The sequence below is a fragment of the Clostridium sp. LBM24168 genome, assembly GCF_052953915.1.
Genome location: NZ_CP196861.1, coordinates 1,737,141 through 1,756,280, shown reverse-complemented (window position 1 = coordinate 1,756,280; position 19,140 = coordinate 1,737,141). Strand labels below are relative to the sequence as shown.

15 protein-coding genes and 1 pseudogene are annotated in these 19,140 nt (G+C 34.7%); 14 read left to right on the top strand and 2 right to left on the bottom strand.

From position 1 onward, the window contains the following. The first annotated feature begins 73 nt into the window (after window positions 1–73). On the top strand, window positions 74–4,405 hold the full coding sequence (locus tag ACSVC9_RS08650; RefSeq protein ID WP_446897090.1) for a fibronectin type III domain-containing protein: 4,332 nt from the start codon (window positions 74–76) through the stop codon (window positions 4,403–4,405). A 110-nt stretch (window positions 4,406–4,515) separates the two neighbouring features. On the opposite strand, the gene bioB is transcribed toward ACSVC9_RS08650, so the two are convergent. Continuing rightward, window positions 4,516–5,502: a biotin synthase BioB gene (gene bioB, locus ACSVC9_RS08645; RefSeq protein ID WP_446897089.1), complete on the bottom strand. Its 987-nt coding sequence runs from the start codon at window positions 5,500–5,502 to the stop codon at window positions 4,516–4,518. Window positions 5,503–5,723: 221 nt separating this feature from the next. Here bioB and ACSVC9_RS08640 point away from each other — a divergent pair, with 221 nt between their 5' ends. The 10 genes and pseudogenes from ACSVC9_RS08640 (at window position 5,724) to ACSVC9_RS08595 (ending at window position 16,212) form a co-directional block, all read left to right on the top strand. Next, on the top strand, window positions 5,724–6,416 hold the full coding sequence (locus ACSVC9_RS08640; protein WP_446897088.1) for a TetR/AcrR family transcriptional regulator: 693 nt from the start codon (window positions 5,724–5,726) through the stop codon (window positions 6,414–6,416). 287 nt (window positions 6,417–6,703) lie between these two features. Then, window positions 6,704–7,771 (top strand): efflux RND transporter periplasmic adaptor subunit, encoded by a 1,068-nt coding sequence (locus ACSVC9_RS08635; RefSeq protein ID WP_446897087.1) that lies wholly within the window; start codon window positions 6,704–6,706, stop codon window positions 7,769–7,771. Window positions 7,772–7,787: 16 nt separating this feature from the next. Then, window positions 7,788–10,103: an efflux RND transporter permease subunit gene (locus ACSVC9_RS08630; protein WP_446897086.1), complete on the top strand. Its 2,316-nt coding sequence runs from the start codon at window positions 7,788–7,790 to the stop codon at window positions 10,101–10,103. Between the two features lie 401 nt (window positions 10,104–10,504). Next, a pseudogene (gene ltrA / locus ACSVC9_RS08625) lies at window positions 10,505–11,308 on the top strand (group II intron reverse transcriptase/maturase); the annotation flags it as partial. A gap of 192 nt (window positions 11,309–11,500) precedes the next feature. After that, window positions 11,501–11,749, top strand: coding sequence for a group II intron maturase-specific domain-containing protein (locus tag ACSVC9_RS08620; RefSeq protein WP_446899786.1), 249 nt, complete (start codon window positions 11,501–11,503; stop codon window positions 11,747–11,749). 92 nt (window positions 11,750–11,841) lie between these two features. Beyond that, on the top strand, window positions 11,842–12,711 hold the full coding sequence (locus tag ACSVC9_RS08615) for an efflux RND transporter permease subunit (protein WP_446897085.1): 870 nt from the start codon (window positions 11,842–11,844) through the stop codon (window positions 12,709–12,711). Between the two features lie 147 nt (window positions 12,712–12,858). After that, window positions 12,859–14,709 carry an APC family permease gene (locus tag ACSVC9_RS08610; protein ID WP_446897084.1) on the top strand — a complete coding sequence of 617 codons (1,851 nt, stop codon included), beginning with the start codon at window positions 12,859–12,861 and terminating at the stop codon, window positions 14,707–14,709. 305 nt (window positions 14,710–15,014) lie between these two features. Continuing rightward, window positions 15,015–15,365: a hypothetical protein gene (locus ACSVC9_RS08605; protein WP_446897083.1), complete on the top strand. Its 351-nt coding sequence runs from the start codon at window positions 15,015–15,017 to the stop codon at window positions 15,363–15,365. Window positions 15,366–15,583: 218 nt separating this feature from the next. Then, window positions 15,584–15,892 carry a PadR family transcriptional regulator gene (locus tag ACSVC9_RS08600; RefSeq protein ID WP_446897082.1) on the top strand — a complete coding sequence of 103 codons (309 nt, stop codon included), beginning with the start codon at window positions 15,584–15,586 and terminating at the stop codon, window positions 15,890–15,892. Next, a complete protein-coding gene (locus tag ACSVC9_RS08595; protein WP_446897081.1) occupies window positions 15,889–16,212 on the top strand; it encodes a DUF1048 domain-containing protein in 324 nt (107 codons plus the stop codon). The genes ACSVC9_RS08600 and ACSVC9_RS08595 overlap by 4 nt, the downstream gene beginning before the upstream one ends. 190 nt (window positions 16,213–16,402) lie before the next feature. Here the strand turns inward: ACSVC9_RS08595 and ACSVC9_RS08590 are convergent, their stop codons facing one another. Then, window positions 16,403–16,789 (bottom strand): winged helix-turn-helix transcriptional regulator, encoded by a 387-nt coding sequence (locus tag ACSVC9_RS08590; RefSeq protein ID WP_446897080.1) that lies wholly within the window; start codon window positions 16,787–16,789, stop codon window positions 16,403–16,405. A gap of 131 nt (window positions 16,790–16,920) precedes the next feature. On the opposite strand from ACSVC9_RS08590, the gene ACSVC9_RS08585 reads away from it, so the two are divergent. The 3 genes from ACSVC9_RS08585 (at window position 16,921) to ACSVC9_RS08575 (ending at window position 19,119) form a co-directional block, all read left to right on the top strand. Further along, on the top strand, window positions 16,921–17,322 hold the full coding sequence (locus ACSVC9_RS08585) for a pyridoxamine 5'-phosphate oxidase family protein (RefSeq protein ID WP_446897079.1): 402 nt from the start codon (window positions 16,921–16,923) through the stop codon (window positions 17,320–17,322). 91 nt (window positions 17,323–17,413) lie between these two features. Then, window positions 17,414–17,989: a TetR/AcrR family transcriptional regulator gene (locus ACSVC9_RS08580; RefSeq protein WP_446897078.1), complete on the top strand. Its 576-nt coding sequence runs from the start codon at window positions 17,414–17,416 to the stop codon at window positions 17,987–17,989. 107 nt (window positions 17,990–18,096) lie between these two features. After that, a complete protein-coding gene (locus ACSVC9_RS08575) occupies window positions 18,097–19,119 on the top strand; it encodes an amidohydrolase family protein (RefSeq protein WP_446897077.1) in 1,023 nt (340 codons plus the stop codon). The last annotated feature ends 21 nt before the right edge of the window (window positions 19,120–19,140 follow it).

Here is a 19,140-nt window from a genome sequence, read left to right as displayed (position 1 = left end):
TTAAATCCATTTTTATGTATAGTGTAATAAAGTAGATTTTAATTTTTATTTGAGTAGTAAGAGGGTAATGCCAATGAATAAAAGAAAATTATATTTGTGTATTTGCATTTCATTAACAGTAGGATCGCAGGTAACATTGCATAATAATGTAGTAGTATATGCTTATAACAACAAAAATTTTGATAAAATCAACATTACAAATAAAAAATTAAGTTCTATTAAATTGATGTCCTACGCCATAGATGACACATGGACTGTAATTGATACAACATCCATTCCTGAGACTGAAACATTGGACAAGGTTATAGGTGACTACATGGCGGATGGGAAAATGAAATTTTATATTAAGAATGGAGAATATATACTTAATGAAAGTATAAACATAAATAAATCTGGTATTATAATTCAAGGTGAATCAAAAGAAAATACAAAAATTATACAGAATAACAGTGCAATCAATGCAATAACTGTAACAGAGAATGATGTTGAAGTATCCAATTTGACTATTGACAGTTCCCATGGAAGAACAGCCTTTTCTACAAGTGATTCCCAGACAATTAATAATGTCAAGCTTCATGATTGTATAATATATGGATCTCCCTATGTTTTTGCTGTGGCATTTTATGGAACACCATATACAAATGATGTCGAGGATAATGCTGTAGTTGAAAGTGGAAACTTAGCTCAGGGAAATATTATTGAAAATAATGAGATACATGCAGAATTATCGGAAGTATCAAATCCAGAAGCGGATGGAATACTGTTTACAAAGCAGAAAGGTGGTACCATAAACAATAATAAAATCTATGGACGCAGGATAGCATTTTATCTGAGTAGAGATTCTAAAGTTACAAATAACGAAATCCATGATTCGTCTACCAATGGAATCAGGTGTGCGGTACCGGCTCTTGATAATGAAATTTCAGGTAATACTATAGACAACTCAAAAGCATCAGGAATTTCTTTAGTTAGAAATAATGGTAGTGTAGCTGGTGATTATAGAGCTTCAAATATAGACATAAAGGGCAATGTGATCAGCAATTCAAAATATTTTGGTATTGAAATAAACAATTTAATGAATTCTGAGATAAGTGGTAACAAATTGTCCGATATTGCCTTTAATGGAATATATATTGTATTATCAGATGAATTAACTGTAGCCGAAAATAAAATAGATAATTGTAGCTTATCGGTTTCAGAAGGTTCTGATTGGGATTGGGATCAATCGCGTAATTCAGGAATTTTTTTAGACTCTGATGTCAAAAATTCAAATTTTAATAATAACATAGTTTCACAATTTAAGGTTGATGTAATAACGAACAAACCTTTTGCCTGCCCTTATGGTATTAAAATACAAGCGGGAAGAAATAATTTGGACAATACAATTTTAAGTAATACAATTAAAGGATATTTTAAAGATGGAATAGATGTACCTGAAATCGAAACCGTTATTTCAGGAAATTCAATAAATTTAATTCCGATAAATTTAACAGCAGAAGGTATAAGTGCAAGTGAAATACATTTAAGCTGGGATTCAATTGACGATGTAGACAGTTACAACGTATATAGGTCGGACAGTGAAAATGGAGAATACATCAAGGTAAATACAGCAGGAGTTATATCGAATACATATGAGGACACGGGGTTGGAGCCAGGGAAGACATATTATTACAGGATAACGGCAGTTAATGGATCAGGAGAATCAGAAAATTCTTTAACTGTAAGTGCTGCTACCATACATGAAATTCCGATTCCAACTTTGCCTGGAATACCTGTTGATTTGCAAGCAATTGGGATGAATGAAAGCACAATAAGACTAAACTGGGGGAATGTTTCAGGAGCTCAAAGCTACAACATATACAGGAGTGACAGTGAGAACGGTGAATATGTGAAAGTGAACAATAATGAAGTTACAGCAAACAGCTATGAGGACACAGGACTGGAGTCAGGACAGACATATTATTACAGGATAACGGCAGTTAATGAGACAGAAGAGTCGGATAAATCCACAAGTGCAAATGCTGCAACTCTTGATGAAATCCCAATACCAGTTTTACCGGGAGTACCAGCAGGTCTTCATGTAACAGGAACGGACAAAAGCAAAATAGGGCTCAGCTGGGACATTGTTTTAGGAGCAGACAGTTACAACGTATATAGGTCGGACAGTGAAAATGGAGAATATGTCAAGGTAAATACAGCAGGAGTTATATCGAATACCTATAAAGATACAGGACTGGAGTCAGGACAGACATATTTTTACAAAGTAACGGCAGTTAATGAGACAGACGAATCTGCAAAATCTCCTTTTGCAAGTGCGACAACCGTAAAAGAAACTGTACCTCCTCCAGTTCCGCCTAAGGTGTTGCCAAAAGTACCTGAAGGACTAATTGTAGAGAGTATGGATGAATATAAAGTAAAACTTAGCTGGTATGCTGCCATGGGAGCAAAAGGTTACAATGTATACAGGAGTGACAGTGAGAATGGTGAATATGTGAAAGTGAACAATAATGAAGTTACAGCAAACGGCTATGAAGATATGGGGTTAGAATCAGGAAAGACATATTACTATAGGATAACAGCAGTAAATGAGGCAGGAGAATCTGAAAAATCTGAAAGTGTAAGTGTAACAACACTGCCAGAAGTACCAAAAGGATTGAAGATAGAAGTAATAGATAAAATTAAAATAAGTTTAAGTTGGAATATTGTACCTGGAGCAAAAGTCTACAATGTATACAGGAGTGACAGCGAGAACGGTGAATATATGAAAGTGAATAATATTGAAGTTACAGCAAGCAGTTATGAAGATACAGGACTAGAACCAGGAAAGACATATTATTATAAAATATCTGCAATCAATGAATCGGGAGAATCAGAAAAGTCTGAAAGTGTAAGTGTCCTGACACTGCTGGAGATACCTGGAGGACTTGGTATAGAAAGTACAGATAAAGACAAAGTAAAATTGAAGTGGGATTCTGTATCTGGAGTAACGGCTTACAATGTATACAGGAGTGACAGTGAGAATGGTGAATATGTGAAAGTGAATAATATTGAAGTTACAGCAAGCAGTTATGAAGATACAGGACTAGAACCAGGAAAGACATATTATTATAAAATATCTGCAATCAATGAATCGGGAGAATCAGAAAAGTCTGAAAGTGTAAGTGTCCTGACACTGCCGGAGATACCTGGAGGACTTGGTATAGAAAGTACAGATAAAGACAAAGTAAAATTGAAGTGGGATTCTGTATCTGGAGTAATGGCTTACAATGTATACAGGAGTGACAGTGAGAATGGTGAATATGTGAAAGTGAATAATATTGAAGTTACAGCAAGCAGTTATGAAGACACAAGACTGGAATCGGATAAAACATACTTTTACAAAATAACGGGTGTAAATGAGTCTGGAGAGTCGGATAAATCAACATGTGTAAGTTGTACGACAAAAAGTAAGTATGTCGATAATGATGATGGTAAAACATCGAAAACTATAATAAAAAGAATATATGGAAATAATGGAATTGAAGCTTCTGTATCAATAGCTGAAGAACTGTTTAAAAATGGAAAACCCGATGCTGTAGTATTAGCATCATCGGCTGATTTCCCTGATGCATTGTCTGGCTCTGTATTGGCTTATAGAAATAATGCACCACTTTTGCTAGTTGGCAAGTCTCTTAATGAGAATAAAAAAGTATTAAGTTATATTTTTTCAAACCTAGAAAAAAGTAAGAATATATATGTTTTAGGTGGTGCTGCTGCTGTAAATATGGAAGTATCAGATTATCTGGATAAACAAGGCTATAATATAATAAGGCTTGGTGGAAAAGATCGTTATGAAACAAATTATAAAATTATTGACAGTCTGGGTGTTAAAAAGGGAACTCCAATAATAGTTGTAAGTGGAAATAATTTTGGAGACTCTCTTGGAATATTAAGTGTAGCCTGTAAGAATGGATATCCAATATTAATGACTAATAATACTTTGTCGGCTAATGCCATTAAATATATACACAGTATACAACCAGATAAAGTATATGTTGTTGGAGAAAAACAAGTATTGTCTGATAATATTGAAGCTGAAATAGGAAATTTATTTAGAGATGTATATATAACGAGATTGGAAGGCGGAAACATATATGAAACGTCTATAAGAATAGTTGATGAATTTAGTATAAATAGTAATATAATTACAATAACCTCAGGAATGGATTTCCCATATGCAGTAACAGGTTCTTTATTGGCTGCAAAAAATAATTCAAATATACTGCTTGTAGATAATAATAATATAAGAATACAAACAGAATTGTTGAAACACCGGGACATAAAAAATTTAATTATATTGGGAGGAGAAGATGTAATAAATATAAATACCGTCAGGTTGTTGATGAAAAATAATTTCAATTTTTAAGTTTGACTACGTAACTATTTGCTAAAGAAATAAGTTTATGTTCCATGCTTGGTAAATAAAGGCACTGGAGGTTACACCTCCAGCATATTATTTAAGGTTGGTAAGGTTTATCAATATGTTAAATTCAAATCATTGAGCATTTCAAAATCTTTATTTATTTTCTGTCCACTTGTAGTTAAATAGTCACCTATTAGCATACCATTTATACCCGCAATGAATCCAAGAGATTGAAGGTTCCTGAGGTTTTTTTCTCTTCCTCCAGCAAATCTTATATTTTTATCAGGTAATATAAATCTCATTATGGCAAAAGTTTTGATTATTTCCATGGGAGTAAGAGAAGTTGCATTTTCAAGTTTTGTGCCTTTAACCGGATTCAATACATTTAAAGGTACGGCATCAACATTCAGTTCCTTTAACAAAAATGCATGTTCGATACGTTGTTTCATGGTTTCACCCATACCTATGATCATTCCAGAACATACTTCCATACCGGCTTTTTTTGCATAGCGTATTGTATCAATTCTTTCATCATATCCATGAGTTGTAACAATTTTAGGGAAAAAGCTTCTTGCCGTTTCGAGATTATGATTATAACGTTCAACTCCTGCATCTACCAGTTCTTTTGCCGCATCCATGGTAAGAGTTCCAAGACAGGCACACAACTTTAAATTTGTATTTTCCTTCATTTTTCTAAATGCATTTAATATTATTTTAAAATTCTTTTCTTTTCCGGTATATCCAAGACCGCTTGTACAAATGTCACAATGTCTTGCACCTGCCTTTTCACGTCTTATTGCAGTTTCAAGAATCTTATCTTCGTCCACAAGTGAATAACATTTTGCATTTGTATGGTGATGGGCAGATTGAGCACAAAATGCACAATCTTCAGGGCAGTTCCCTGATTTTGCGTTGATTACCGAGCATAGATCTACATTATTTCCATTGAATTTTTCTCTTATTTTATTTGCAAAACTACATAACAGAAATATGTCACTTTCATTGGATTTTCCCAGTGTTTCAGCTTCTTCAGCTGTAATGTTTCCTCCATTTAAGATCCTTTGTCCTATTTCCAGTATTTCATTCCATAATTCATCCATAAAAATATCTCCTTATGCAACTTATTGTAAACTTGATTCTATATAAAAGTTAACAATATGATTATAGCAATACAAAAAAAATATATCAAGGTAAATATGAATTATGGATTATTTTGCCTTGTCACTTTATATGTAGTCTGGCATAAAAATATGTTGACTTTAGTAAAATTTAATAATAAAATTATTTTATTGAACGCTTGATTAATGAAATGGAGGATTATATGCGTAGTACTGAGAAACGCTTGACTAGCAGGGATTTGCAGGCTATTAAGAGAAAAAAACAGTTGTTGGACTCGGCTAAAAAATTATTTGCAAAAAATGGATATTACAATACTCCTGTTCGTTCCATTACTCAGAGTATAGGGATGGCAGATGGATTGATCTATCATTATTTTTCGGGTGGGAAAATAGAGATTTTGCATACCATATTTGAAGAAGGTTATGAAATTTTGAATAAACGTGTGGAAGAAACTTTAAATGGGATAAATGATGAAATGACATTAAATGAAATAATGGTCTATTTTTGTAAAAACTTAAGGGAAACTTTTAAATTAGACAGCGATTTGATTGTTATTATGTTTCATGAAAAAGATCTATTGGGGAAAGAAATAAATGAATTACTTTTACATACATTTGCCAGGATTTGGAGTAGTATAAATAACTTATTAAAGCAAAGGACTGAAAATGGTGAAATTGAAAAGCTGGATTTTGATATGGCCACACATCAATTTATGGCTACAGTTTTTAGTACTGTTGCCATGAATCATTTGGCGGCTAGTATGTCGCAGGATAGTAGTGATAGTTGTATAAAAAATTTATTGACAGCTAATATGCTACAGGATAATAATGATAATTATAGTTATATAAGAAGATTAATGGATTTTACAATAAGTTTATGGAAAAAACCAAATTAATAATTTAGTTTGGTTTTTTATTAAAATAATTAAATTGATTGTATATTCAATGAATTAATTTAAGCGCCAAAATTATTTATAAGGGAGGGCAAAATGATTATAAAAGAAAAGTTAATTCCTATGATTGAAATGATTAAGAAAAAGAAACGAATTTGTGTGATTGTACTAGCTGCTGTTGATGTTGCAGTAGTTTTAGGAAGTATTTCTTTAGGTGAAAAAAAGTTCTAAAAGTTTCAAGTAATACGGATAAAGTTTCTGTAGAGGCAATTAAAGCAGATATAGGTACGGTGGCTTCAAAGGAGTCTTTTAATGCTTCGTTAGAAGCGTCTGAAGAAGGGGATATAAGCAGTAAATTGGCAGGTAAGGCAACTCAGGTTTTATTTCATGATGGACAAGCTGTATCTGCAGGACAAAGCTTAGTAAAACTGGATGATACTGGTATTAGAAATAATATAAGATCAAGTGAAGCACAGCTTGCAGCAGCAGAGGCTCAATTAAAGGCAGCGGAAAGCACAGCCAGCTCTGCACAGCTTGGAGTCAACAAACCGCAGATCGATTTAGAAACTGCCCAAAATAATTATAATAGAACAAAGGCACTTTATGTTCAAGGAACAGCTACAAAAGTTGATTTAGAGACTTCTCAAGCTCAGCTAAAAACAGCTCAGAGTGCCCTGGAATCAGCAAAAGCCAGCGCACAAGCTTCAAGCAGTTCTGTTGAGACACAAAGAGCTAATATACAAACGGCTCAAACAAATTTGGATAATGTGAAAGAATCATTGAAAGACACAGTTATTACGGCTCCAACTAGTGGAGTTATAACCGGAAAAAATATTAACGTAGGCCAATACGTAAATCCAGGAACGATTTTGGGAAAGGTGGAAACAATATCTCCCATATATGCTGTCATAAACATAAGAGAAAGTGATTTGAATTATGTAAAACCGGGAGCCAAAGTTAAATTTAAACTTGATGGTGATAGTTTAAAGAAATATGATGGCGTTGTTAAAAGTATTGATGGGGCAGCAGATCCTACTTCCAGAACATTTAAATGTAAGGTTCAAATTGACAATAAGGATGCTAAACTAAAACCGGGTGTCTTTGGAAATATAGAAATTGATACTAATGAAACAAAAAAAGCAATTACAGTGCCATTGAAAGCAATAGGCGGCACTGAAGAAAACTATTATGTATTTATAGATGATAATGGTGTAGCAAAAAAACAAAATATAACCATAGGAGAATTCAATAAAGACAATGTAGAAGTAAAATCAGGAGTGCAAGCGGGTAATTTTGTTATTTGTACTAATGTAAGCACTTTACAAGATGGTGATGCTGTGAAGATGGTATCAGAATAGGAGGCTATATTTAAGTATGTTTTTAACAGATGTCAGTTTAAAAAGACCAGTATTTGCTACAGTGATAATTATCGTCCTATTGACTTTAGGTGTAGTTAGCTATACAAATTTACCTGTTGACCAGTTCCCGGATGTTGATACTCCTACTATATCTATTACAATAATTCAAGGTGGAGCTTCTCCTGATCAAGTTGAATCAAAAATAACGAAGAAAGTTGAAGATGCTGTTGGTCAGATATCTGGTATGCAACATATTAACTCATCCATAACAGAAGGAGTTTCCAATACTGTTATTACGTTTGAATTAGACAAGTCTTCAACTGAAGCATTGCAGGATGTGAAAGATAAACTATCCAATATTCGTGGTGATTTACCAAAAGATATTAATGATCCTGTAGTTGCAAAATATGATGCCAATGCACAACCTATTATTTCCCTTGCTGTTACCGGAACTATGTCCAGTAAAGAGTTATCACAGCTCGTGGATGATAATATTACAAAAAAACTGCAAACTGTAAATGGAGTTGGAGCTGTTAATACTTATGGGAAACAGGAACGTGAAATTCATATAAAACTTGATAAAGAAAAAATGAATTCCTTCAACATTACAATTTCAGAACTTACCAGTAGTTTGAGCAATGATAATATTAATGTGTCAAGCGGCAAGATCTCTGATGGAGATACGGAAATAGGCCTGAAAACCAATGCAGCTGTAAAGAATGTAGATGATTTTCTTAATGTTTTAGTTACAACCCGTAATGGAAGTGAAGTTAGACTCAAGGATATTGCGGAGGCTAAAGATGGGAGCAAGGAAAGAGATAGCTTGTCTTTTTATAATGGCAGGGAAGCAATTGGTATTGATATTCTTAAACAATCCAATTCAAATACTGTACAAGTAGCTGATGAAGTAAAGAAAAAACTTGCCGATATTGAAAAAAGTTTGCCATCAGGAGCTAAAATTGAACTTGTTCGTGATAATTCGGCATCTATACGTGATTCAGTCAAGGATGTTCAGAAAACACTGATAGAAGGATGCATACTGGCGGTAGTTGTGGTTTTTGTGTTTCTTAGGAATTTTGCCAGTACAGCAATTGCTGGAATTGCCATTCCGGTATCCATAATTTCCACTTTTGCAGTGATGAAAGTTATGAAATTTTCACTTAATACAGTATCCTTAATGGCCTTATCAATTGCTGTGGGACTACTTATAGATGATGCCATAGTTGTCATTGAAAATATTGTACGTCATTTGCATATGGGCAAAAGTGTAATCCAGGCTGCAAAAGATGGTACTTCCGAAATAGGACTTGCAGTTATGGCCACCACTTTTGCCATAGTGGCAGTATTTGTCCCTATTGCCATGATCAATGGTCTGGTGGGAAAATTTCTTGTGCAGTTTGGTTTGAACGTTGCTGCCAGTGTACTTGTATCATTATTTGTAGCTTTTACTGCAGTACCGATGTTGTCTTCCAGGTACTTGAAAAGCAAAGAAAAGAAGATACCTGTAGTAGGGAAGTTCCTGGAATATTTCAACAGATCCTTTGACAAGCTGGCTGACTTTTATGCCAGGGCTTTAAAGGTCTCATTGGAACATAGAATTTTAGTTGTGGCAATGTCGATGATATTATTAATAGGAAGCTTGCTGCTGGCTACAAAATTGAATACGGGTTTTATTGCAACAGGTGATACTGGAGAACTGAATATAGAGGCGAATCTGGATTCAGGTTCTACATTGAATAATGCTTCAAAGGTTACTAATAGTATGGAAAGTATTATAAAAAAGAATAAAAATGTAAAGTACATATATTCTACGGTGAAGGCAGATAAAGTTGTTCTGCTTGTAAAACTTTCAGATAAACAGGACAGGAAAGAAGGCATCGATGAAATTGGATCAGACATGAGGCAGAATTTAAAAAAAATTCCGGGAATTGATATATCGGTTGTTGTAGGTGGAGGTTTTATTCCGGGCAAACTGGTTCAATATCACATCAAGGGTGATGATTTTGCAAAACTTCAGAAATATGCCTTGAAGGCTGAAAAAGCAATGAAAAATACTCCTGGAGCTGTGGATGTGAGCCTTAGCTATAGGGCTGGGAAACCAGAAGTGGATTTTGATGTGGATCGTGATAAGGCTGCCGATCTAGGAGTGAGTCCAACTGCAATTTCCAGTACGCTGACGACTGTGCGCCACGAAGGCGCTTCCAGGAAACCCAAAGGGTTACCTGAAGATAGCTATGCTATACAAATGATGGTGGTAGGCCCACCGAAATCGCCATACAGGTGGAGATTTCAAACTACCCTAAGATGCTGTAGTCAAAAGCTATGGTATTAAGCGCTAGGGAAAAGGCAGTACATAACTGTCAAGTGGGTGCTAAAGAGATGAATGACCATATGAACCACTTATGAAAGTGTCGAAAGCGTATAGATTCCATCAAAACTAGGGGGTAGTCGTTAACCTAGGATAAGTCTAGAGGAAACCTGTTTACCGATTAGGCGGTGGACGGCATAAAGGTGGCATGACTTTAGCATAGGCGTTTGTATGGAACGTGGGAACCCACGGCTCGATGTTAAGAGAGTATTTCAAGCGGAAGAACCGTAAGAAAAGAGTATCAATGCGAGTATGGGGACAGATTGAGTCATAGTAGTAATGAAGCTTCTGTAATGGAGGTGGAGCGAAGGACTTCAAGTTATTCAGTTTCGAGAATAAGTCAACTTTGAAAGGAGGAGGAACTTATGCAAGAAACAAAGCCGTTTAATATCTCTAAAAGAGCTGTATTTACAGCCTACAAGAAAGTGAAAGCAAACAAAGGAACATATGGAGTTGATGAACAATCCATAGAAGATTTTGAAAAGAACTTAAAGAATAATCTCTATAAAATATGGAATAGGATGTCATCAGGAAGTTATTTTCCTAAATCTGTTAAAGCTGTAGCAATTCCAAAGAAGAATGGTGGAACCAGAATATTGGGTATTCCTACTGTTGAAGATAGAATTGCACAGATGGTAGCAAAATTATACTTTGAACCACAAGTAGAGGCTATATTTTACAAGGATTCTTACGGATACAGACCAAATAAATCAGCAATACAAGCATTACAGGTCACTAGAATGAGGTGTTGGAGGAAAAACTGGGTTCTTGAATTTGACATTAAAGGCCTATTTGATAACATTAGGCATGATATTTTAATAAAAATGGTAAAGAAGCACACTCAAAAAGAATGGGTTATTTTATACATTTAGAGGTGGTTGACTGCACCATTTCGAATGAAAGATGGAGCAATAGTTCCGAGAAATTCTGGTACACCGCAAGGTGGTGTCATTAGCCCAGTACTTGCAAATCTTTTCCTACATTATGTATTTGATGATTTTATGGTGAAAGAATTCAAAACGATTCCTTGGGCCAGATATGCTGATGATGCAGTAGCACACTGTGTATCCTTGAAGCAAGCAAAATATCTACAGAGAAGAGTGCAGGCAAGGTTTGAACAATATGGATTACAGTTAAATCTTGAGAAAACAAGAATTGTATACTGTAAAGATGATGATAGAAAAGGAGATTATCCTAATATATCATTTAATTTTCTTGGGTACACATTTAAACCGAGAGGTGTCAAGAACAAATATGGTAGATATTTTACAAGCTTTTTACCTGCGATAGCAGAAAAGGCAAAGAAAGCAATTCGCAAGGAAGTAAGGGAATGGAAACTGCAACTTAAGGTAGACAAGGATTTGTGGGATATATCGAATATGTTTAATAGACAGATACAGGGATGGATTAACTATTACACACATTTCTATAAATCTGAAATGTATGGAGTACTTAGATATATCAATGGATGCTTAGTTAAATGGGTTCGTAGGAAATACAAGAAACGAAAACATAGAAGGAAAGCAGAGTATTGGTTAGGAAGTATTGCACTAAGAGATAGAAAATTGTTTGCACAGTGGAAATTAGGGATATTACCAACGACTGAATAATGGGAGCCGTATGAGCTGAGAGGTTCACGTACGGTTCTGAAAGAAACTAAGGGGGAAGTTCCCTTGGTTTACTTACTTTATTCAATGGAACTGTGGTAAGCCAGTATGAAACGGAAAAGGACAGGTATGATGTTCGCGTACAGCTTCAAGATGCTGATAAGAAAAACCTTGACAGTTCGGAAGGAATTTATGTGCCAAGTACAAACGAGGATAAGGATATGATTCCAATTGATCAAGTAACTAAAAAAGTTTTTAATACTTCTTCATCTACTATTAACAGATATGATAAAGAAAGGGAAATTCAGTTAACAGCAAATTATATTGGAGTGTCACAGGGAAATTTTAGTAAGAACTTTACCGGCAAATTAGAAAGTGAAGCTCCTGTTCCAGCGGGAATAGAATTGTCTACTGGAGGAACTCAAGAACAAATGACAGAGGGAATGACAGGACTGGTTACAGCACTTGTTATGGGAGTTTTATTTGTATTTCTTGTAATTGCAGCTCAATTTGAAAGTTTTATAGATCCGCTTGCTATTTTGCTTTCACTACCGCTTGCTATTATAGGTGCCATTTTAGGATTGCTTGTTGGTAATAAGGAGCTGGATATGATGTCCATGATAGGTGTTATCATGTTAATGGGTCTTGTTACTAAAAATGCAATTTTGCTTATCGATTTTGCAAAACAAAATTATAGCAGAGAGATGAATTTGAAGAAAGCCTTAATTAAAGCAGGGCGTACGCGTCTGAGACCAATTATTATGACAACATTGGCAATGATTTTTGGCATGCTCCCTACGGCATTGGCAAATGGTTCAGGTTCGGAGCTCCGTGCGCCCATGGCTTTTGCAATTATTGGAGGATTAATTACATCCACGTTGTTGACACTGCTATTTGTGCCTGTTGTTTATACATTTTTAAATGATTTTAAACGGAAAATTGGAAAAAGACCAAGGAAAATATAACGTTATTTATATATTAATCATATGATGTTCTAGTTCAATTCTTTATACGATCTTTATACGAATTGCTGTAATCTTAACGTCAGTTTTATATTTAAGGTGATAATATAATAAAAGTACAAGTGAAAATTTACTTTTAGGGGTGTTAAGATGAGCTCGAAATTAGGAAATTTTTTAAATAGATTGACAGGAAAAAGCCTGAAGACCGAAGAATTGAAAAGAGAAAAATTTAGTGTATTCTGGGGACTCCCGATAATGTCCAGTGATGCTATTTCATCTGTGGCTTATGCTGGAGAGGAGATATTGTGGATACTTGTTCCGGTAATCGGCTTAATGTCTTATAAATACATGCTATATGCCTCCATGATCATTGTATTCCTAATGTTTATGCTTACTTTCTCTTATAGACAAACTATAGATGCCTATCCCTCAGGAGGGGGATCCTACGTTGTAGCCAAGGACAATCTTGGAACTACTGCAGGACTTATAGCAGGTGCTTCTCTTACCATAGATTATATATTGACTGTTGCAGTAAGTGCTTCTGCCGGAACTGCAGCCATTACTTCTGCAATGCCTTTTTTACTTCAACATAAAGTTGGAATAACATTGGGACTCATAATTTTACTTGTTATAGGGAACTTAAGGGGGGTAAGGGAATCCTCGAAATTATTTGGAGTACCAACTTATCTTTTTATAATTTCCATATTGTCCATGATAATCTGGGGAATAATTAAGATACATTTTATGGGATATACTCCTACACCGACCTATAAGATACCTGAAGCTTCCGGGAACATAACTCTTTTTCTTTTTTTAAAGGCTTTCGCAGGTGGATGTACAGCTTTGACTGGCATAGAGGCGGTGAGCAACGGCGTTCCGAATTTCAAGGAACCTTCACAGAAACATGCCAAAATGGTACTGGGGCTTTTAGCTCTTATTGTGTTTCTGGTGTTTGGAGGTATTTCCTATCTGGCTACACTTTATCATGCTGTTCCGAATTCAGAGGTAACTGTAGTTGCCCAGATTTCCCAGCAGATATTTGATAAAAATATTATGTTTTATATAATTCAGGCAACTACTGCCGTCATATTGGTTTTAGCTGGAAATACAGCTTTTGCAGGACTTCCGCTGCTGATGGCATTTATGGCAAAGGATGGTTATGTACCAAGGCAATTTGCTAAAAGAGGAAAGAGACTGAATTATTCCAATGGAATAGTGATCCTTGGAATACTATCCTGTATATTAGTTATAATTTTTAAAGGTGACACACATTATCTGATACCTCTTTATGCCGTAGGTGTATTTATATCATTTACGTTATCTCAAGCAGGCATGCTTAAAAGATGGATAAAAAACAAGGGCTTTGCATGGAAGCATAAAGCATTTATAAATGGGCTGGGTGCTCTTATGACTTTTATCACTGCGATTGTCATAGGAGTTACCAAATTTATTTATGGAGCCTGGGTTGTTTTTATATTGATACCTTTGGTAGTATATGTCATGAGGAAGATAAAGCTGCATTATATGGAGGCAGCTAGACAATTAAAGCTTTCTATGGATGAAAAACCAAAAAAAATAGATTTTGCTTCACAAAAAAGATATGTAATAGTGCCTATAGATACTCTCAATAAATCCTTTTTAAAGGCATTAAATTATGCTAGGACCATATCGGACAATATAATAATATTTCATGTCTCTGTGGATGACAGTGCCACGGAAAGACTTCTAGAAAAGTGGCAGCAATATAATGTGGATATACCTATAATAGTAAAGAAATCACCCTATAGGAGCATAGTGAGGCCTTTGGTTAAATTCATAGAATCAGAAGAATATGCTGCAGGATCAAATGATACTATAACAGTAGTCATGCCCCAGTTTGTGGTTACAAAATGGTGGGGAAATATACTTCATAACCAGACATCGCTGTTTATCAAGACAATGCTTCTCAGAAGAAGGAATATAGCAATAGTTACTGTGCCATATATAATAGACGAGGGTTAGAACAATTGAAAAAGATATTTCAATAAGTATAGATTATTAATGGGTATGGATTTGTGAAAAGATCAAATCTATACCCATCATTCAAATGATTATTAAAAACTAACTATATACCAGCAGATTATATATGTATAACTAAATAATTAACTTGCCATGAAATTGGAAATTGGTCCTATGAGGTATTTCTATTTTGAAATTTTCAGGTATATAATATAAGTATAGAAACTATATACATAAAATATAAAAATATCTACAATTTCTATAAATTTATAAAGATTATGTATTTTTAAAGAAAGGATGAATATGCAATGACTCAAAAGTTACGGTTATGGTTATGGCTATCTGTTGTTATGGTTATTTCCGGTGTATTGTTGCTGTATCCTATTGGAACATCAGACTTAAATATCATATTTGTTGTAGTTAAAATTGGCATGTTGGCAGGTTTAGCTGTGCTTCTATTTTTGAGAAAAAAACTGGGATTTTATATTTGGGCCTTATTTTCTATGGGTGCCGTTATAATGACTATAATTAAGTGGAGCATGGTGGGAAGAGTTTCTTTCCTGATAATCGCCAGTATTGCTGTGGACATACTTATGCCAGCTGTGGCATATGTGCTTATAAAAAAATATGGGATAAATTTCGATAATTCTAAAATATAATTTTGATTTTAAAATAAATGACAGGAAAAAACATAAAAATATGAGGGGTTGCCTTCAGTGGAAGATTTATATGACGATGAAAATATGCAGAACAATAGATTCATGTCCTGAATTGACACACTAGCTATTACGTGATACTATATAGTAGTAGTAAGTGATACAGCATACAAGTCATACAAAGTATCAAAGGAGGGATTATACTGAAGAATCTAACGGAAATGCTAAAAGGCGTACTTGAGGGCTGCGTTCTTGAAATTATAAGCCGTAAAGAAACCTACGGCTACGAAATCACTCGGCGGCTCAACGAACTTGGCTTCACAGATGTTGTGGAGGGAACAGTGTATACCATCTTGATCCGGCTTGAAAGAAGCAAGCTGGTAGAGGTCACCAAAAAGCCATCGGACATGGGGCCGCCTCGAAAGTTTTTTGCGCTCAATAACGCGGGGCGTGAGGAACTGCGGAAGTTCTGGAAGAAATGGGAGTTTGTATCATCAAAAATTAATGAGTTGAAGGAGAGAAAACAATGAATTTTTTGGAAAAAATCACGGGTAGTGACATGACTAAAGAATTAAAAACTTTTGAAGTGCGAGCCAGAAAGCTACCAGCAGATTATCAAGCGGCATGGGAAGAAATTAATGCCAATCTTTGGCCGTACTCAGATTTCACCGGACGCAACCTCATACCAATTCTTGACGGGATACTTGGCCTGCTTGAAGAAGCAGCAACGGACAGTGAGAGTCTCCAGAAGGTTTTGGGTGGCGATATGAAAGAATTCTGTTCGGCACTGGCTGGTGAAGGTAGTGGCTTTCTGCGACGATCTTATAAAAGATTCAAAAACTTATGCTGACATCTATCAAGAATCTGTTGACCAGAAAGTTTACAAGGCTATAAAAAAAGACACGGATAAAGGAGAATATGGAAATGGAAAAAGCAATTCAGGTGAAAGGACTTAAAAAGTCATTTAGAACGCCATTTGATGGATATTAATCGAACAGATGGCGTCTTTCATGGCTTTATGACATAATCGCCATAATTATTTAATCAATGCCTCTATAGCATTTTTCACAGGGAAATCCGTTTAATATACAAATATCCATATCACATTTTTTCGTTTTTTTAATATATCCAGTTCCCCATTTTATAATTTCAATCATTATAGGAATGAAGCTTATACCAATTTCCGTCAAGGAGTATTCCACTTTAGGCGGTACCTCTCTATATACCCTTCTATTTACAAGTTTGTCACGTTCAAGTTCTCTCAATTGTTGTGTGAGTACTCCTCTCGAAATGGTCGTCATCAATTTTTGGAGCTCATTAAAACGCATTGTCTTGTTATGAAGAGCCCATAAAATTGGTAATTTCCATTTTCCCATTAATACGTTTTGAGTTGAAGATACAGGGCAAAATTTAATTTTATCATTCATCTTAAATCCTTATCCTATCATAATAGTCTATATTATATGACTATGTAATATAAATATGCGTACTTGTAATATTATGCATATACTTATACTATTATATTTGTAATAGATAAAAAAATCAAGGAGGAAAATAAATGGATGAGATAATAAAACTTTTCGAGAAGAATGGATTTGGATTTTTAGCAACTGTAGATAATGGGAAGCCTAGAGTAAGACCTTTTGGTTTCATGACCTGGGATGGAGGTAAACTTTATTTTTGCACTAACAGCACAAAGAAAGTTTATAAACAATTGATTGAATCGCCGTATGTTGAATATAGCACCACGTCAAAGGACATGGTTACGGGAAGAATAAGCGGGAAGGTTGTATTTTCAGATGATAAAGACAAAAAAGAACTGGTACTAAATTCATCAGAACTTGTAAAAAAGATATATAAATCTTCAGATAATCCTATTTTTAAAATATTCTATATTGAACATGGTACAGCAACAATTTCAGATTTAACGGGAGAAAATTCTAAAGAAGTAGAGTTCTAGTTCAAAAGTATATTGACATGTAAGGGAAATAAATATAAAATACAAATAAATAAATGTTTATTTATTTGTATTTTTTGGATGGTGATATTAAATGGCTAGAATTGCAGACCCTAAAAAAATGGATAATATCAAGAAAGCGGTGATGGAGTGTATAATAGATTATGGCTATTCAGGGGTGTCAATTGCTTTAATTTGTAAAAAGGCAGGAGTTTCACCTGGATATTTATATAGATATTATAATAGCAAAGAAGAATTAGTACAGGAATTGGTAGATTTGGAAATGAGTGTAATAGTCAATAACTTTATATCAGATATTGAATCTTCTGATACCTTGTACGAAGTTGGATATAAGACAATAAAGAAATTGTTTATGAATGCGAATAGGGAACCTATGCTGGCAAAATTTGATGCCTCAGTTGTGATGGACCTAAAAATACTGACGGAAGAAAAATTTAATAATATCTTGAATTTGGCAAAGAAATGTATTGATTTAGGGAAAAAGACAGGTGAAATTAATTCTGATGTAACTGCTGCAGAGGTATTGGTCGTGTCTTTTACAATTCCATTTAGGTATTTATCATTTTCGCTGGAATTAGAAAATAATAAAAAATTTACAGAAGAAGAAGCCAGGAGAATAGCAAAAATATGTATTAATGCATTAAAGTAATTTTTTTTGCTTAATTAATGAATAAATGTTTATTTATCAATAAAGTAAAAAAAAGTAAGAACCCATATTGTGAATTTAAATATAAGAAAGTTATTAGGAGAAGAGTCATGAAATTGAAGAATACAAAACGAAATTTACAAGTTTTATTAGGAAGCACTAAAGTAAGCAGTGAAACTAAAATTGATGTACATGTCCACTATTTACCTAAAGCTTATAGGGAAGCCTTACTGAACAGTGGAGAGGAAAAACCGGATGGCTTTCCAACTCCGGAGTGGAATGTGGATAAACATTTAAGGGTAATGAAACATCTTGGAATTGCTACAACTATGCTGTCAATTTCTTCACCTCATGTTAATTTTGGAGACGAGAAAGCTGCTAGAATACTGGCACGAAAGGTCAACGAAGATGGGGCAGAGATTGTAAAGAAATATCCCGATAAATTCGGGTTGCTTGCTTCTCTGCCGCTTCCTGATGTAAAAGGCAGCATAGAAGAAATTGAATATGCCTTAGATATTTTACATGCAGATGGTTTCACATTACCAACGAATACCCAGGGTGTTTATTTGGGAAATCACTGCCTTGATCCAATATTTGAAGAATTAAATAAGCGTAAGGCAGTAGCCGTTCTCCATCCCAATAAACCAAGCAGTGTTCCGGAAGGTGTTAATGAAGGATTGCCTGTGCCGGCAATGGAGTTCCTGTTTGATACAACACGTACTGTTATAAATATGATATTAAAGGGAACTTTAAAGCGTTATTCTGATATTAAATTTGTTATTCCTCATGCCGGGGCCTTTCTGACAATTTTGGCAGACAGACTTGATCCTTTCCTTGAACATATTCCTGTTGGAGGAGAAAAAGTCAATGTAGATGTATATGCTGCACTAAAAGGTATGTACTATGATGTTGCAGGATTCTGTCTTCCCAGGCAGTTGGAAAATCTGCTGCAGATTGTTGATGTAGATCACTTATTATATGGAAGTGATTATCCCTATACACCGGAATTTGGCAGTTTTGCCTTAGCAGCTCTTCTTGAAAAGACAAAGCTGCTTACTGATAAAGAACGTGGTGCCATTTACTATGATAATGCATTGAAATTGTTCCCTAGATTAAATTCTAAAGTTAATTAGGTGCATATTTTGTTTGGAAAA

Coding starts and splice junctions, on each gene's coding strand:
- ACSVC9_RS08650 (WP_446897090.1), top strand. CDS start 74: ATGAATAAAAGAAAATTATATTTGTGTATTTGCATTTCATTAACAGTA.
- bioB (WP_446897089.1), bottom strand. CDS start 5,502: ATGGATGAATTATGGAATGAAATACTGGAAATAGGACAAAGGATCTTA.
- ACSVC9_RS08640 (WP_446897088.1), top strand. CDS start 5,724: ATGCGTAGTACTGAGAAACGCTTGACTAGCAGGGATTTGCAGGCTATT.
- ACSVC9_RS08630 (WP_446897086.1), top strand. CDS start 7,788: ATGTTTTTAACAGATGTCAGTTTAAAAAGACCAGTATTTGCTACAGTG.
- ACSVC9_RS08610 (WP_446897084.1), top strand. CDS start 12,859: ATGAGCTCGAAATTAGGAAATTTTTTAAATAGATTGACAGGAAAAAGC.
- ACSVC9_RS08605 (WP_446897083.1), top strand. CDS start 15,015: ATGACTCAAAAGTTACGGTTATGGTTATGGCTATCTGTTGTTATGGTT.
- ACSVC9_RS08600 (WP_446897082.1), top strand. CDS start 15,584: ATGCTAAAAGGCGTACTTGAGGGCTGCGTTCTTGAAATTATAAGCCGT.
- ACSVC9_RS08595 (WP_446897081.1), top strand. CDS start 15,889: ATGAATTTTTTGGAAAAAATCACGGGTAGTGACATGACTAAAGAATTA.
- ACSVC9_RS08590 (WP_446897080.1), bottom strand. CDS start 16,789: ATGAATGATAAAATTAAATTTTGCCCTGTATCTTCAACTCAAAACGTA.
- ACSVC9_RS08585 (WP_446897079.1), top strand. CDS start 16,921: ATGGATGAGATAATAAAACTTTTCGAGAAGAATGGATTTGGATTTTTA.
- ACSVC9_RS08580 (WP_446897078.1), top strand. CDS start 17,414: ATGGCTAGAATTGCAGACCCTAAAAAAATGGATAATATCAAGAAAGCG.
- ACSVC9_RS08575 (WP_446897077.1), top strand. CDS start 18,097: ATGAAATTGAAGAATACAAAACGAAATTTACAAGTTTTATTAGGAAGC.